Below are 16,074 nucleotides of genomic sequence, written 5' to 3' on the forward strand. Positions count from 1 at the left end.
ATAATTAAGAATACCTCATTCCTTTATATTCGGATGTTATTGATAATGTGCGTTACATTATATACTTCCAGAATAATTTTGGACGAATTAGGTACATCAGATTATGGTATTTATAATCTAGTTGCAGGAGTGGTTGCAATGTTGGGTTTTTTAAATGCTTCAATGACAGCAGCTACTCAAAGGTATTTATCCTTTGATATTGGGAAATCAGATATCGAAAGGCTAAAGAAAACATTCAGTGCTGTTTTGTCAATTCACTTTTTTCTAGCCCTTTTTTGTTTGCTAATAGCAGAAACTATTGGACTGTGGTATATCAATAATAAGATGGTATATCCCATTGATAGGACTTATGCTGTCAATATGGTGTATCAGTTTTCAGTAATAACTTTTCTTATGGGAATAATTCAAGTCCCTTATAATTCTCTGATAATTGCAAGAGAAAAAATGAATATTTTTGCATATGTAAGTATAATTGAAGCTCTATTTAAGCTAGGGGCTGTTTATTTATTGATGACACTTAATAAGGATAAATTAATCGTCTATTCCATATTAACATTTTTAGTTGCATTTATTGTCAGGGTAATTTACCAAATTTATTGTAGAAGGCATTTTAATGAAAGTAAGTTTAGGTTTGAATATGATAAAAAATATTATTCTGAGTTATTATCTTATTCTGGGTGGAGCCTTTTTGGAAATATGGCAGCTGTCCTGAGATCACAGGGAAGTAATGTAATATTAAATTTATTTTTTGGAACTGTTATCAATGCTGCATATGGGATTACTTTACAAGTGTTATCGGCAGTTAATATGTTTGTTTCCAATTTTCAATTGGCATTGAATCCGCAGATAATTCAGAACTATGCTTCTAATAATAGAGATAGGGCAATTAATTTGATGATGCAAGGTTCAAAATTTTCTTTTTTCTTAATACTCATGCTAATAGTACCTATAATTATTAACACTGAATATGTCTTACATATATGGTTAAAAGAAGTACCTGAAAACACGGCTGAGTTTATTCAATTGTGCCTGATAGGTATCCTGATTGACTCTATCTCTGGATCCTTGATGACAATGATAACTGCGATAGGAAAGATTAAGCTATATCAGTTAATCTTAGGTTCAATGAATATCTTTATTTTGCCAATTTCATATATGTTTTTGAATGCTGGTTATGATGGTGAAATTATTTTTAAAATTTCTATCATCTTCAGTATTCTTTCATTGATTATTAGATTAATGTTTCTATGCTTTTTGCTTGAGCTAGATCTTAAATTGTTTTTTACTACTGTTTTAGCTAGGATTTTCAGCGTGATGAGTGTTGTTGTAGCTTTGCTGAATTTGGTTAATAATACCTATTATCAGGTAATGGAAGGGGATGAAGTTTTTAAATCATTATTTAAGATTTCGGGTGTTATAATTGCTGTAGTTATTCTTGTAATAGTTTTGGGTACGAATGGACGTGAAAGATCCTTTTTAAGAAATAAAATACAAACTATAGTAAGTTAAGACGGGAGCAATAAGTCAATTTAAAAAAGACTCTTGAAAGAAGTATAATAGCATTAAAAGAATAGGGTAATCATTGTGATCTGTATTTTGATATTCAAATGGTATTTCCAGAAATAATTAGATTGGGCAGCTATCTATATAAATATTGGCCCTTGAACTAATATTAATGGATTAGGAGGAGAACTACAGGTTTTGGCACAATAATAGGATTTAACTTATCACTTCATTCAGCTAATCATCGATATAAGAACTCAATACACATCTCGTATGATCATTTGCAAGAATATAAGAGAGTTAAAATTGGGAAAACAAATGGATAGGGCCAAATGTATTATGTACCGCACATAGAAGCAAATCGGAGAAGGAGGTAATATTGGGCATAGGAGCTGTTGTTGCTGGTGAAATACCTCCTTTGTCAATTGTGATAGGCAATCCCGCAAAAGTGATTTCTTCTAGAGATGAAGAACACTATTTGAAGTTAAAAAGTAAGAATATGATTTACCTTAAAGCTAAGAGCGAAGGTGAGATAAGGCCAGATTATAATACTGGCTATAAAAAATAATTCTATGAAAATTATTGTAAAGGGAGCTTATGGTGAGTCAAATTTTGGTGATGATCTTTTAATGCTTGTGTTTGAGGAATATTTAAATAGGGAGTTTAAGAATTCACAATTAGTTTTTGTTGGAAGAGAAAAGCACTATCCAAATAATTTACTAAAGCATTCAAAGTATAATTTGGAAATTCATCCTGATGTGGTAGTGTATGGTGGAGGGACGCAGTTTTTTTCGTTTGGGGAAAGAAAGAGTAAGAAGACTTTTCTAGAGAAGTTATGTAAGGCGATTTTGAACCCCCAAATGATTTATAATTTTTTAATTAATAAAATAGCCCCATCCAAAGGGAAGTATAGTGATGTGCCAAATGCCTTTATCGGTTTTGGTCTGGGACCTTTTAAAAGTGAAATAGCCATGTTAAATGCGAAACAACATATGAATGGATCGATTTTTATTGGAGTAAGGGATGAAGTATCGTTTAATTATTGCAATGAATGGGGAATAGAGTCCCATCTCGGGGCTGATGTAGTATTCTCTTCGTACTTTCAAATACCGAAACTGATTGGAAAAGATAATGCAAAAAGAAAAATTGGTGTAATTGTTCGTGACTGGAAATGGGAGGAAAGTGGCGCGCTATATATCAAACGTATAAAAGAATTTATTGAAAAGGATAGTTCACCGGTTATATATGAATTTATTGTTTTTGCCCCATTGATTGATAAAGAGTGGTCTAATTATCTCTCAGAGAGAGACCATTTGGTCTGGGATCCAGATATAGATAATGTTGATGTCTTTTTAAAGAAATTGAATGAATATGACGGCTTTATCTCCGCAAGATATCATGGCGCAATACTGGGAGCTATTTTAGGAAAGCCCACTGTTTGTATTGAAATTGAACCGAAGCTAAGGATTCTGTGTGATCAAGTTCCTCAGCTTGAATTATGGAAAAAGCCATTTGATATTAGTGAGTTGACCAATATAATTGCAAATCTTAATTATGAGATTGATTATACTTGGGCATTAGCAGAAAGAAGGAAAATGGCTGATGATATGTTGGATTTATTTGGCGAAAGGCTGTCAAAAGAAATGCTGAAATCCTAAATACTTTACAAAACGAAGTGAATTTAAACAATTTGATAGATGGGATTAATTAAGAATTTAATTGTGTTCGGTACTAGACCTGAGGCCATAAAAATGGCGCCACTTATCAACACTTTTAAAAAAAGGAAAGATGAGTTTGATACAAAAATTTGTGTTACGGCTCAGCATAGGCAGATGCTAGATCAGGTTTTAGATTTTTTTGGTATTGAGCCGGATTATGATCTTAATTTGATGAAGCCAAATCAAAACCTATTTTCATTAACAGCTGATATTTTAACTGAACTAAAGGTTGTTTTGGAGGATTTTCGACCTGATTTTGTATATGTCCATGGTGACACAAGTACCTCAATGGTTGCTAGTTTAGCTTCCTTTTATTTTGGTGCTAAAATTTGTCATATAGAGGCTGGGTTAAGGACATTCAATAAAAAATCACCGTTTCCTGAAGAAATCAATAGGCAGATAACTGGCCGCTTAGCTGATTACCATTTCGCTCCAACCCACTTAGCTAAACAAAATTTGTTAAAAGAGAATGTTGATGATTCTAAAATTCTAATTACAGGAAACACCGTAATTGATGCGCTACTCGAGAGCGTAAAGAGGGTAAAGGAAATTGAGAATAATGAAATTACCTACTTGAAGTCCATTCTTCAGAGTGAATGTAAGCTCATTTTAGTTACAGGTCATCGTAGGGAAAATCATGGAAGAGGTTTTATAGAAATTTGTGAAGCTCTAAAATGTATCGCTGAAAATAATGAAGATGTTCAAATAATTTATCCTGTTCATTTAAATCCCAATGTCAAAGGTCCAGTTTACGAAATACTTTCTGGCATCGATAACATATATTTAATCGACCCATTATCTTACCCCTCATTCGTTTGGTTAATGAATGAATCTTACCTTATCATAACAGATTCGGGAGGGGTTCAGGAGGAGGCACCTAGTTTGGGGAAACCTGTATTGGTGCTGCGAGATACCACAGAGAGGCCTGAAGCCGTCTCTGTAGGGACGGTAAAGCTAGTAGGAACGGATAGGGAAAAGATTGTTTCGGAATCCCAATTTCTTTTACTGAATGAGGATAAATATAGAGAAATGAGTGAGTTGCATAATCCATATGGAGATGGAAAGGCTTGTGCAAGGATTGTTGAATATGTCTCCTTAAAAACGAACGAGGATGAAATAAAAAAGTAATATGATCTGTTATTTCTATTTACCAGCTTCAGCAAAAAATGATGCTACAGTCTTTTTTTGTGAAATTGTTAAGAAAGCTTTTCTGAAAATTGATATTGAAGTTAATGAAATCCATGACTTAGAAAATACCCAAATAGAAAGGGAATCTTTTACATTCACCGTAAGGATTGTCGACTATTTGAAAATCTCCAAATATTCGGAAAACAATATTTTTTGGTTTCAGGGGATTCAACCAGAAGAAACTGTATTAATCAATGATGGCAGTTTGAAAAGCAAATTATTATACTATTATGTTTCATACAAAGAAAGAATAGTTCTAAAAACTTCGTTTTTGAATATATTCGTATCTAATGCAATGAAAGACCATTATATGAAAAAGTATGGTCAATATTCAAGTATGAAGGACGTAATAATTCCATGTTATAATAAAGGAATAGAGGAAGAATTATTTCATTTAGATGGAAAGTATGATAAGCTGAATTTTGTGTATGCAGGAAGTATGAGTAGTTGGCAATGTTTAGAAGAGGCGGCACAAATTTTTGCTGAAATTTTGATTTTAAATAGTTCTGCAACATTTACCATTTTAACTAATGAAGAGAATAAGGTAGAAGAATTAATCAATAAGTACGAGTTGAGGAATGTTTATACGGATTATGTGGCATTAGAGAATTTGCAAGAATATCTAGCAAAGTTTAAGTACGCTTTTTTGTTAAGAAAAAACCACATCGTAAATAAAGTCTCTACCCCTACCAAAATGAATTCCTATTTGGCTAGTGGCATAATTCCGATATATACTGATGCAGTAAGCTCTTTTGAAGAAAACATTGACTTGAAAGAATTTGGTGTAAAAGTATGTTTGGATAATAATAATTATAAAAATATTGCAGATCAGCTATTGGAGCATCACCAGAAGCGAATTGATGCGAAAATGATTATGACTTGCTATAAACGAATTTTTTCAGAATACTATAGCGATGATAAATATGTGGAGCTATTGGGTGCAAAAATTAATGAATTATGCAAGTAAAGATAGATTGTTGGTATTATGGGCATGTAACTGCTCCTAATGGCGTCGCTACTTTTTTAAGGTATTTTAAGAATAAGACCAATAATATACATGGGGTGGGATTTGAGATATTTTCATTAGATAGGGATCAAAATAACAAGGAGGTTACGAAAGGAAGAATTAAGAATGAAGGTATAAAAGCACTTTTAAAAGATAAAATTATGAGATTGGCATTGTTTATACCAATGGCTTCTTATTTTTTTTTAAAAAAAGCATTTATTGATAATGCAAGAGAGGTTGTTGATAAATATGGGGAATCTGATTCAAATGCTGTATTGTTTTTTCAAGATTTTTTCACTTGCTATGAATACTTCAGTAAGTATAAGGATAGTTTAAATGAATCTGTTATTGTACTACACAGTGATGGGGATCCATTAAACATGATATATAAAACTTATCCCTTTCTAAAAAAATCTAAAAAAGCAATTAAGTACCTTGAAAAAATTGTTGAATATTCATTGAGAAAAGTAAGTAGGATTGTGTTTTTAAGTCAACGAGCTAGGTCTACTTTTTTTAATGACTATCCACAATATGACAAGAAATCACGTGTTGTATATAATGGTTTAGACGATGTTCCAATAAATAAACCTAATTTTAATAGAAATATAGACTCAAAAATTAGAATAGTATCGGTTGGCACAGTAGGGGAAAGGAAAGGTTTTGATATTTTGATTGATGCATTTATGTCGTTGCCTACTGAAGTACAGAATTGTTATGAGCTGAATATTGTGGGTGATGGACCTCTAGTAAATAAATTGGTTCATAAATGTGAGAATCAGAAAAATGTAATTTTTTTAGGAAAAAGGGATGACGTTGACAATATTCTTGCTGAAATGGACGTGTTTCTGTTAGTTAGCAGAGATGAAGGAATGCCAATGGCAGTGATTGAAGCTATGAGGCAAGGCAAACCGCTATTCTTGACTAACGTCGGGGGAATGGGAGAAATGGTGAAGCAAGGGGAGAATGGCTGGTTAGTTGATCCTAATAAAGAGAATATATTGAAAGGGTTAATTAAGATGGCTCAAGAGAAAGACAAAATAGGTATTTATGCTATGAACTCTAGGGAGCGCTTTCTTAGTGAATTTCAAGGTATGGACATGATACATAATTATTTGGATATATTTTCTAATCTTAGTTGTAATGCTGAATAGAATTAAAAAAAGTGTATTAGGAAGTAAGGCATTGAGTTCTATTTATTTTTTAGTTATAAAATTGAGAAATAGAGGTGAAGTAAAGGAAATTGAGCGAAGAAAACATACTCCATTGTTTAATTATAAAGAACTAGCACGACCTCTTAATTTATATCCTTACTTTAATATAAAAGATAATAATTTATATGGTATAGGTAAGGTTTTTCAGGAGGCAGGTTTAGAATTAGATATAGACAATTGTTTGATAGAACATGGCTTGATTTTAGGGGATCTAGTCCAAAAACATAACCATGCAAGCTATGTGCCTAAAATTGTAACGTTTTCAGAATATCGCAGACACAAACTGAGGAAGAAATTAATTCAAAAAGAGGTGTCGTGTGTTGGCCCGTATATAAAATATGCAAATACTATTTTAAAAGAAGAGGATATTGCAGCATTAAGGAATAGTTTGGGAAAGACATTGGTTGTATTTCCTTCGCATTCAAATGATGTGACAATAGTTGATTTTAATAGCAATGATTTTATAAAGAAAATTTGTGAAATAGCGGTTGATTATGATAGTGTAATTATATGTATGTATTGGAAGGATATTGAATTGGGTCGAGCAGAGGAGTATATTAAAAAGGGGTTTAAAGTCACATGTGCTGGTCATATATATGACAGGTATTTTTTAGACAGATTGAAGACGATAATACTACTATCTGATTTTACAATGTCCAATAATGTAGGGACTCATATTGGTTATTGTATATGTTTGGGAAAAGGTCATTTTTTATTCCGCCAAAACCTGGCGGTGGATCATGGATTAAACTTAAATGAGGCTAATCAAAGAGATAAAACCGATTGGGATACTTATAATTTCGATGTTGAAATTATAAGTAAATGTTTTATTAATAATTTTAATGTTAATCCTAGTCTTGAGCAAATTGAAATTGTAAGTAAATATTGGGGAGATATATCATAATGGGAATCTATTTATTCATTTATTTATGGGTAGCTTCGTTGACTTTTGTTTACTTTGAATTAACTGAGAAATATAGAAAACAGCTTAAAATAGCCTTCTATCTTTTAATTATTTTTTTAATTTTTGTTACAATTCTCCGTAGGGAAGTGGGAACTGATTACGAAACTTATTTACGTATTTATGAAAATTCTCCAACACTTTCTCAATTTTTCAGAAAACCTTTCAATGGAGTTATTGAACCAGGGTATAGTTTTTTAAATGTTATTGCAAAAATTTCAAGCTTAGGTTTTCCTTTTGTAAGTTTTGTTTGTATTTGTTTAATACTATATAATTATCACGCTGCTTCTAGGCATTTCAATTTAAATTTTTATTTGGTATTCTTAACATATGTAGGTCTGTATTTTTTTTCACATAATTTTAATGTCATTAGACATGGAGTAGCGACTTCTTTCATTTGGCATTCATTTTCATTATTGGTAAATAAAAATAATAAAAAAAATAGTATTGCTTTATTGGTGATTAGTTCCTTCTTTCATTATATGTCTTTATTGTTTATTCCATTTTTATGGATTATGAATAAAAAGATTTCATACAAAATAATAATTGGCACATTAGTTTTTTCTATTTTTTTAATTTTAACGAAGCTGGACTTGGTAACTAAAGTTCTTGATTATCTTTTCTATTGGAGTCCTAAATACCAGTTTTATAAATCCGTATATTATATTAATGTCGGTGCAGAAGGAAACTATGGAATTGCTATGGGGGTAATATTTAATTTACTTTTAATATTTTCCTTGATTATTGTAAAAGCTAGAGAAAATACCTCTAAGAGTAGCAGTGATGTAAATAAAATAATATTTAATGGATTTTATTTTTCTTTGTTGTTTCTGCTTTTGTTAAGTTTTAATGGGGTTTTTGCTGAGAGAATAGGCGGAGTATTCTATGTATCGCTAATTTTTCTTTTACCGCTAATATTTAAGATGTATTTCGATGAAAGAAAGGTTAGGTTCCTCTTCAGTATGATTTTTGTGTTATACATAGGAATGTATTATTTTAAAGGTATATCAGTCAAGGAAGCAGATGGCGAGTATCAATATTTGCCCTATAAAAGTGTTATTAATTTAAATGGATAAGAAATATGAAGTGCCAAATAATTTTATTTTGTTTTATTTGTTTGATTGGAACCGTAAAGGCTCAATACAAAATTGATCTTATGGATGAGAAAGTCATAGCAAAAGCGGAAAATGAAGAACCTTGGGGGCATTTCCAATTTCCGACTCTTTCCATCTCAGATGACGAGTTTTATGTTTCCTGGAGTATGAATGAAGATAATATTTCAAATTTAGGAAAAGGGAAGACGGTTAGGATGATGTCCTCCAATGAGGGAAAAAGCTGGAAGCCGATAACTTGGGATAAAAGCAAAGAAGGAGTCCTCTTACCAAATGGATGTAGGATAAAGCTTTATACGAAACCATCCGTTAAGCTTCTTGATTCTATTAAAGAAAAGAGTATTGGGGAGTTAAAAAACTCCTATTCTAGAAGGAAAGTAAGATTTTATTATGATAAAGATTTACCACCTAAATATCAAGGAGCATATTTAGCAAGAAATTGTAATGGGAAGTTTCAGCCATACAAAGTAAATATTAAAGATCCGGATTTTATTCGATACGAGCAAGATGGAATTTTGCCTTTTGTGTGGTGGGGAAATATAATTTATGATGAAAATTCACAAATCCTCTATGCTGCTATGTCTCCAAGTTATTACATCGAAGATGGCACGGTAAAACCATCAGGTGTAATAATATACGAGTCCTCAGATTTTGGAATTTCATGGAGTAAAAAGGGTGTCATTAAATATTTTGTAGATCCTAAAAAGGATAAAGTTAAACAGGCATATAGTATTTCTGATGGATTTATGGAACCATCATTCCTTATACTGAAGGATGGTACATTTGTTTGCGTTGTAAGGTCTACAAACGGGTTTGGTAATAGGCCTTTGTATTTTACCAAATCTATTGATAAAGGTGCGACCTGGAGTAAACCCAAGGTTATTGCTAAATCTGGAGTGATGCCAAAATTAGTTCAACTTGAAAATGGAGTAATAGTCTTATCTACGGGGAGACCTGGCATTCAACTTTATTATAGTAGTGATGGAGGCGATTCATGGAGTGATAAATATATAGTGTTAGATGATGATAAAGGCACATGTGGTTATACAGGATTGAAAAGTGTTAGTAATAATAGATTTATGCTTGTTTATTCAGATTTTACAAGGAAAAACTCTAATAACTTGGACCGTAAAGCTATAGTAAGTAAAACATTTAGCCTAATAAAGGAATATTAAATGGAGAAATTTTCTGTGCTGATTTCAGTTTATATCAAAGAAGACCCTGTTTTTTTTACCGACGCACTTGCCAGTATTTTTAATCAAACATTACCTCCAACGGAATTATTGATTGTCAAAGATGGGCCGTTAACTGAAGAACTTGATAATATTATTTTAAATTTTATCCATGAATACCCAAGCAAAATTAGAGTTTTTCCACTTGAGGAAAATGGAGGGCTAGGGAAAGCCTTAAGAATAGGGGTTGAAAATTGTAAATATAATATTATTGCTAGAATGGATACGGATGATATTTGCGTTTCAGATAGGTTTGAAAAGCAAATCGGATATTTAAGTAATAACCCGTCAGCTGTTTTAGTAGGTAGTTTTGTTGAGGAGTTTAATAAGGTGCCAGGGGATTTGAAGGTTATAAAAGAAGTACCTGAAATTCATGATCAAATAATTAAATATTCCAAACAAAGGAATCCCTTTAATCATCCATCGGTTGCATTTCGCAAATCTGCAATTATAAATGTGGGGTCTTACAAAACCATGATATATTTTGAAGATTACTATTTATGGCTGCGATTATTAAATAATTTAAATGGTTATATAGTATATAACATTCAGGATCCCCTTTTGTATTTTAGAATTGGAAATGATATGATCGGAAGGAGGCATGGTATAAATTATTTAGTAAAAGAAATAAATTTTTTAAATCTTGCTTTTAAGGAATCTTTAATTACATTTTATGAATTTTGTAGACTCATTGTCACAAGAGTTCCCCTAAGAATTTTACCCAAGCCCTTACTGAAATTGTTTTATAAAATTTTGTTAAGATGAGTTAACTTCATCTAGAATTTTTAAATTTACTTCTTAGAAAATGATTTCCTTTAGTTATACAACTAAATTATAAACTTTATCAAAAAGGAGGGTAGTTTTAAAACCTAGAATCTAAAAATGATGTGTTAAAAGTGTTCATTACTCAATATGCAAGAAAAAAAAATAAATATTATCGGAGGGTCAGGGTTTATTGGTACGAGACTGTGTAAACGCTTAACAAATAGTGATAAGATTTTTGAAATTTTTGATAAAAATCAAAGTAAATCCTTTCCAAATTTAACAACAATAGTTGATGTACGAGATAAAGATTTGATTGATTTGATTCAAGGTGGTACAATTATAAATCTAGCTGCAGAACACAGAGATGATGTTACTCCAATATCTCTGTATGATGAAGTGAATGTCGATGGAGCTAGAAGGGTTTGTGAAGCCGCTGAGAAAAAGGGGGTAAATCAAATTATCTTCACCAGCTCTGTAGCAGTATATGGTTTTGGCCCTATAGGAATTGATGAGTCAGGTGAAATAAATTATTTTAATGATTATGGGAGGACGAAATTTTTGGCCGAAGAAGTATATAGAGAGTGGCAAGCTAAAGACACAAATAACCGGTCATTAGTTATTATTAGGCCGACTGTTGTTTTCGGAGAGCAAAATCGAGGCAATGTATACAATTTGCTTAAACAAATTGCTTTAGGGAAATTTGTAATGGTTGGCAGTGGGGAAAATGTAAAATCAATGGCGTATGTGGAAAATGTTGCTGCATTTTTAGAATATGCTATAGATTTTAAGCCTGGAGTTCATCTATATAACTATATTGATAAACCTGATTTTACCATGAATGTTTTGGTCAAAAAGGTATTTAGAGCACTTGGAAAAAGCGAAAAAATTGGATTGCGAATCCCTTATCCAATTGGTTATGGAATGGGGAAAATCTTAGATTTAGGATCAAAGATTTCAGGTAAAAAGTTGCCCATTAGTTCTATAAGGGTTAAGAAATTTTGTTCCAATACTTGTTTTAATACAAATATAGAACAATCAGGATTTAAAGCTCCTGTATCGATAGAGCAAGGTTTAGCTCAAACATTACAATATGAATTTGTGGAAAAGAAAGAAGGTGAGCTTTTTTATAGCGAGTAATTTGAATTTTGGTGTAGTTATTAAATGAAAATGACGTTTAAGGGAGTTTTTCAAAAGTTTTTATTCGTAGGAGTTTTAATTCTTTTAACCAATTCTACTACTATCTATGGCCAATCTATTCCTGCAGGAATGCCATTATTTGAGGAAGCAATGCGGCGAAGACAATTGTTGGGAGAATTGGATTCGGCTATAAGTTTTAATATTCGTCCACTTCAACCATCTTTATTTTATAATAATGAGGTATTTAATGATTATACAGGATTTCAAATAGGTAGTGATATTGGGCAAAAAAGTGGAAATGTAGATAAAAAGTACATCAGCTACCTACCTATAAGAAATACTATGACCTATAATTCGGGTAGACCCTATGGCTGGGGAGACGGGCCTATGATCCCCAATGTAGGATTTCAAAATATGCTGACAGGGGGAATAGCAGCTAAATTCCATTTCATTAATATCCAACTAATGCCAGAGTGGACATGGGCTCAGAATTCTGATTTTGCTGGCTATCCTAACACCTTTGGCAACAGCGTAAATAGCGCTAGATTTTGGTACTGGAATTATGGGGACAGTCCAGAAAGATTTGGAGAGAATACCTATACCAAATTTGGTTTAGGACAATCAAAGATTACATTAAGTTATGGTTCGTTTGAAATAGGGGCCTCAACCGAAAATATCTGGTGGGGGCCTGGTCAGTTTAATGCATTGATATTCTCAAATAATGCCCCAGGCTTCCCTCATTTAACTTTAAATACTACAAGACCTGCAAAAACCTTTTTAGGATCATTTGAAGGTCAAATAATTATGGGGAGGTTGGAGTCTTCGGGCATTGAACCTAGCCAATGGGAATCCTTAAACCAAAAATACTTTAAAGATCTGTCAATGGATTGGAGATATGTTAATGGTTTTTCCATTAGCTATCAACCAAAATGGATTCCTGGACTATTTCTAGGGGTTAATCGAACATTTCAACAATATAACGAAGATAAAGGAAATTCATTTGGAGATTGGTTTCCTATCTTTGAGACTTTTACAAAAAGTGGATTGTTTGATAATGGTAATTCTGTTGATTATGATAGTAAAGCACAGGATCAACAAGTTTCAGTTTTTGGTCGGTACTTGTTTACCAAAGCAAATGCAGAACTGTATTTCGAGTATGGTAGGAGAGATCATTCATTAACAGCCCGTGAATTTGTGTTGAATCCAGAACATGCAAGGGCATATATACTAGGATTTAATAAATTGTTTAAGCTTCCCTATAAAAATCAATATATCCAACTAAGAGCTGAAATGACCCAACAACAAGAATCAGTAAATAGGTATATAAGATACGAAGGGTTGGGAGGTAACAACACTTGGCACACCCATTATCAGGTAAGAGGCTTCACTAATTATGGCCAACCACTTGGGGTAGGCATTGGCACAGGCAGTAATGTCCAAACCATCGAAGTATCCTTAATCGATAAATTAAATAAATACGGAATAGTTCTTGAACGTTTGGCTAATCATCAAGATTTTTACTACCGAGGCCTTGGCCAGCAGGAAGAAAGACAACCTTGGGTAGATCTTTCCCTTGGCTTCCTGTTTGATTACCAGTGGGACCGGTTTTTACTAAGCTCCCGACTACAGATGATCAATGGGCTGAATTACCAGTGGCAACTGGACCCGGCAAGTACAGAAGAGTTTCCAGTGGGTAAGGATAAATTCAGTGTGTTTGCACAGGCGCATTTGATTTATTTGATTGGGAAGAAGTAGTATGGAGATAGGAGACTTGAGTTTTGAGAAGTGAGCTGGATTACTTTTTAGGTAATGAGTTAGTTTTAAAAAATGATTTTGACTTTCTAGTCACCTTGTGAATAAGGCAATTTGTTTGAAATAATCGTTACTGAAAGATTAGATTTTATTCCCTTTCAGGGGGCTAGGGTGTAACTGATTTTTTCTGCCAGACGAAAAATTGCTTGGCGAACTTAAAAATCGCTTCAAACAACGTTCTTAAATACGATCTCTTAATTCCCCTTTTAAGGGGCTAGGGGTGACCTCAACAACAGACCCTAATAAACAATATATATATAATGCAAACAACAAAACCTACACTTTTGATTTTAGCTGCGGGTATGGGCTCGCGGTATGGTGGAAACAAGCAGATTGATGGCTTTGGCCCTAATAACGAAACCATTTTGGAATATGCCATTTATGATGCCATTCAGGCCGGATTCGGTAAGGTGGTTTTTATCGTAAGGGCAGAGATCCTTGATTTGGTAAAGGACCGTTTTCTCGAAAAGATAAACGATCAGATCCGAGTTGAATTTGTACTACAATCCCTCACCAGCTTGGTGCCTGCAGCATATCAAAACCCTGAACGTACAAAACCTTATGGAACCGCCCATGCGGTGCTTTGTGCCAAGGAGGTCATCCAAGAACCTTTTGCGGTCATCAATGCAGATGATTTTTATGGAAAAGAGGCCATTGAACAACTGGGCGACTTTTTGACCCATCCCCAGACCAAAAACCAACATTGCATGGTGGGTTATGCACTAAAAAATGTCCTTTCTAAGCATGGAACGGTCAATCGTGGGGTCTGTGATGCCAACGATAATGGTGAACTGACCGGGATGACCGAGAGGGAAAAAATCTCTCGAGAAGAGGGAAAGATCATCAGCAGGATGGGAGAGGATGTTTTGGAGATCAATGAAAATACTCCAGTATCCATGAACTGCTGGGGGGTTCAGCCTTCTTTCTTTGCGGAGACCGAAAAGAGATGGAACGTGTTTTTGGAAGAATCTAAGGACAATATCAAAGCAGAATTTTATATCCCGACAGTAATAAACTCCCTTATTGCTGAAGAGAAAGCATCAGTCAAGATTTTGGAGGGAGGAAAGACTTGGTTTGGCGTGACATATCCAGAGGATAGGGTAGCTGTTGAGGCTTCTTTGGTAGAATTGCACCAGCAGGGAACTTATCCCGAGAAGCTTTGGACTGTGGAGCGTGTAGAATTGTAAATCACTTAGAAATAGTTCGTCTCACCTCATCTTTCCCAGTGAAAAATGATGATTTCTGAAACCACGATAAGGTTTTTATGAAAATAAATTTATTAAAAAAGCCATCCACGACAGCGGATGGCTTTTTTTAACCCGGATTATGCGTTAGGAATCGTAGTGAGAGCTGAAATTGCAAGAAAATCAGTTAGTTTGGAGGCATTAGCGTAGCACCGCTACGGTTATGCCGAAAACTAAAGTGAAACGGCTGATTTTGAAGCAGTTTAAGGTCGCAATAGATAGGCTAATGCATATTCCGGGTTTAAGTTTAAGGAATTATAAAACTATCTGTAACGGGCCTTCCTCTCCATGAAGTATGTGGGGTAACACCCAAAAGCCTTGCGATGGTCGCTGCGGTGTCATAGGTCATTACCAAGTCGGTAATTTCGTGGTTGGATTGAATGCCGGGTCCTTGGATGACCCAAGGAATGTAGACTTCCTCAGTGGACTTACCTCCATGTCCTTTGTCAATACCTCCATGGTCCGAAGATACGATGATCACCGTCTGGTCTGCAATACCGGCCTCTTGTACGGCTTTGTATATTGTCTCTATTCGTTTGTCTACATTTTTTAGTTCATCATAGTATTCCGGAGTGTCGTGGCCTATGTTATGGCCTACTCCGTCAGGTTGGTCAAAATGCACAAATAGCAGGTTGGGCTGCTCCTCCTTGATGAGTGATGCTGCTTTTTGTGCGCACCAATCGTCTTTTCCCTCTCCATCGATTACCCAGTCGATAGCATCTTTCTCCAACAATGGGCCAATCCCTCCCCAGCTGTAGATGGCGGCAGAAGTAGCGGAAGGCTGTTGCTGTCTCAATTGACCAAAGATGGACGGGAAAAGGCCATAGTTGTCAATCGTGCCTGAAGGGATTTCTGGGGTTTTGCTTCCCCATTCGGTATATCCGTGGGCGGTAGGACCTGCTCCCATAATCATGGAAGCCCAGTTTACGGCACTGGAAGAGGGAAGCACTGACCTGGCTTCCAATGTCCAGCTACCTTTCTCCATCATTTTTTTGAGATAGGGCATTTCCGCGTTAGGCATGGCATAGGCACCTAGCCCGTCACATCCAATAAGGATGACATGCTTAAGGGCTGGCTTCGAAGGATGCTGCCCGAAGACAAGCAATGGAAAGAGAAGGAGCAATAGAATGAACTTGGTTTTTTTTGTTACGTTTTTCATTTGATCGGTGGAATTTCCACAATTTT

The 16,074-nt window shown here is 34.2% G+C and carries 13 protein-coding genes; 12 read left to right on the forward strand and 1 reads right to left on the reverse strand.

Going from position 1 to position 16,074, the window contains the following annotated elements:
- Positions 1-78 precede the first annotated feature (78 nt).
- The 12 genes from DN752_RS19925 to DN752_RS19980 all read left to right on the forward strand — a co-directional run bounded on the left by DN752_RS19925 (position 79) and on the right by DN752_RS19980 (position 14,832).
- Complete coding sequence (locus tag DN752_RS19925) at positions 79-1,509, forward strand: MATE family efflux transporter (RefSeq protein WP_162633288.1); 1,431 nt, start codon at positions 79-81, stop codon at positions 1,507-1,509.
- A gap of 566 nt (positions 1,510-2,075) precedes the next feature.
- Positions 2,076-3,161: a polysaccharide pyruvyl transferase family protein gene (locus DN752_RS19930; protein WP_112785598.1), complete on the forward strand. Its 1,086-nt coding sequence runs from the start codon at positions 2,076-2,078 to the stop codon at positions 3,159-3,161.
- Between the two features lie 39 nt (positions 3,162-3,200).
- Positions 3,201-4,349, forward strand: a complete 1,149-nt coding sequence (gene wecB, locus DN752_RS19935) for a non-hydrolyzing UDP-N-acetylglucosamine 2-epimerase (RefSeq protein WP_112785599.1) — start codon at positions 3,201-3,203, stop codon at positions 4,347-4,349.
- 1 nt (position 4,350) lies between these two features.
- The gene (locus DN752_RS19940) at positions 4,351-5,376 is read left to right on the forward strand and encodes a glycosyltransferase family protein (RefSeq protein ID WP_112785600.1); all 1,026 of its coding nucleotides are present in this window, start codon (positions 4,351-4,353) and stop codon (positions 5,374-5,376) included.
- Positions 5,367-6,566: a glycosyltransferase family 4 protein gene (locus DN752_RS19945; RefSeq protein ID WP_112785601.1), complete on the forward strand. Its 1,200-nt coding sequence runs from the start codon at positions 5,367-5,369 to the stop codon at positions 6,564-6,566. The genes DN752_RS19940 and DN752_RS19945 overlap by 10 nt, the downstream gene beginning before the upstream one ends.
- Positions 6,556-7,530: a hypothetical protein gene (locus DN752_RS19950; RefSeq protein WP_112785602.1), complete on the forward strand. Its 975-nt coding sequence runs from the start codon at positions 6,556-6,558 to the stop codon at positions 7,528-7,530. Before DN752_RS19945 ends, DN752_RS19950 begins: the two co-directional genes overlap by 11 nt.
- Positions 7,530-8,663: an EpsG family protein gene (locus DN752_RS19955; protein WP_112785603.1), complete on the forward strand. Its 1,134-nt coding sequence runs from the start codon at positions 7,530-7,532 to the stop codon at positions 8,661-8,663. The genes DN752_RS19950 and DN752_RS19955 overlap by 1 nt, the downstream gene beginning before the upstream one ends.
- 80 nt (positions 8,664-8,743) lie before the next feature.
- The gene (locus DN752_RS19960) at positions 8,744-9,874 is read left to right on the forward strand and encodes a sialidase family protein (protein WP_162633289.1); all 1,131 of its coding nucleotides are present in this window, start codon (positions 8,744-8,746) and stop codon (positions 9,872-9,874) included.
- Positions 9,875-10,696 (forward strand): glycosyltransferase, encoded by an 822-nt coding sequence (locus DN752_RS19965; RefSeq protein ID WP_112785605.1) that lies wholly within the window; start codon positions 9,875-9,877, stop codon positions 10,694-10,696.
- Positions 10,697-10,843: 147 nt separating this feature from the next.
- Positions 10,844-11,833 carry an NAD-dependent epimerase/dehydratase family protein gene (locus DN752_RS19970; RefSeq protein WP_112785606.1) on the forward strand — a complete coding sequence of 330 codons (990 nt, stop codon included), beginning with the start codon at positions 10,844-10,846 and terminating at the stop codon, positions 11,831-11,833.
- Positions 11,834-11,863: 30 nt separating this feature from the next.
- The gene (locus DN752_RS19975) at positions 11,864-13,588 is read left to right on the forward strand and encodes a capsule assembly Wzi family protein (protein WP_112786629.1); all 1,725 of its coding nucleotides are present in this window, start codon (positions 11,864-11,866) and stop codon (positions 13,586-13,588) included.
- A 317-nt stretch (positions 13,589-13,905) separates the two neighbouring features.
- On the forward strand, positions 13,906-14,832 hold the full coding sequence (locus DN752_RS19980) for a nucleotidyltransferase family protein (RefSeq protein WP_112785607.1): 927 nt from the start codon (positions 13,906-13,908) through the stop codon (positions 14,830-14,832).
- A 304-nt stretch (positions 14,833-15,136) separates the two neighbouring features.
- On the opposite strand, the gene DN752_RS19985 is transcribed toward DN752_RS19980, so the two are convergent.
- Entirely contained in the window at positions 15,137-16,048 is a 912-nt protein-coding gene (locus DN752_RS19985) for an alkaline phosphatase (protein ID WP_112785608.1), read from the reverse strand.
- Between the last annotated feature and the right edge of the window lie 26 nt (positions 16,049-16,074).

Origin of the sequence: Echinicola strongylocentroti (assembly GCF_003260975.1) — a bacterium.
GTDB classification, from domain to species: domain Bacteria; phylum Bacteroidota; class Bacteroidia; order Cytophagales; family Cyclobacteriaceae; genus Echinicola; species Echinicola strongylocentroti.

Bases quoted from the DNA above. Each gene is read 5' to 3' on its own strand.
- DN752_RS19930 (WP_112785598.1), top strand. From the start codon at position 2,076: ATGAAAATTATTGTAAAGGGAGCTTATGGTGAGTCAAATTTTGGTGAT.
- wecB (WP_112785599.1), top strand. From the start codon at position 3,201: ATGGGATTAATTAAGAATTTAATTGTGTTCGGTACTAGACCTGAGGCC.
- DN752_RS19940 (WP_112785600.1), top strand. From the start codon at position 4,351: ATGATCTGTTATTTCTATTTACCAGCTTCAGCAAAAAATGATGCTACA.
- DN752_RS19945 (WP_112785601.1), top strand. From the start codon at position 5,367: ATGCAAGTAAAGATAGATTGTTGGTATTATGGGCATGTAACTGCTCCT.
- DN752_RS19950 (WP_112785602.1), top strand. From the start codon at position 6,556: ATGCTGAATAGAATTAAAAAAAGTGTATTAGGAAGTAAGGCATTGAGT.
- DN752_RS19955 (WP_112785603.1), top strand. From the start codon at position 7,530: ATGGGAATCTATTTATTCATTTATTTATGGGTAGCTTCGTTGACTTTT.
- DN752_RS19960 (WP_162633289.1), top strand. From the start codon at position 8,744: ATGGATGAGAAAGTCATAGCAAAAGCGGAAAATGAAGAACCTTGGGGG.
- DN752_RS19965 (WP_112785605.1), top strand. From the start codon at position 9,875: ATGGAGAAATTTTCTGTGCTGATTTCAGTTTATATCAAAGAAGACCCT.
- DN752_RS19970 (WP_112785606.1), top strand. From the start codon at position 10,844: ATGCAAGAAAAAAAAATAAATATTATCGGAGGGTCAGGGTTTATTGGT.
- DN752_RS19975 (WP_112786629.1), top strand. From the start codon at position 11,864: ATGACGTTTAAGGGAGTTTTTCAAAAGTTTTTATTCGTAGGAGTTTTA.
- DN752_RS19980 (WP_112785607.1), top strand. From the start codon at position 13,906: ATGCAAACAACAAAACCTACACTTTTGATTTTAGCTGCGGGTATGGGC.
- DN752_RS19985 (WP_112785608.1), bottom strand. From the start codon at position 16,048: ATGAAAAACGTAACAAAAAAAACCAAGTTCATTCTATTGCTCCTTCTC.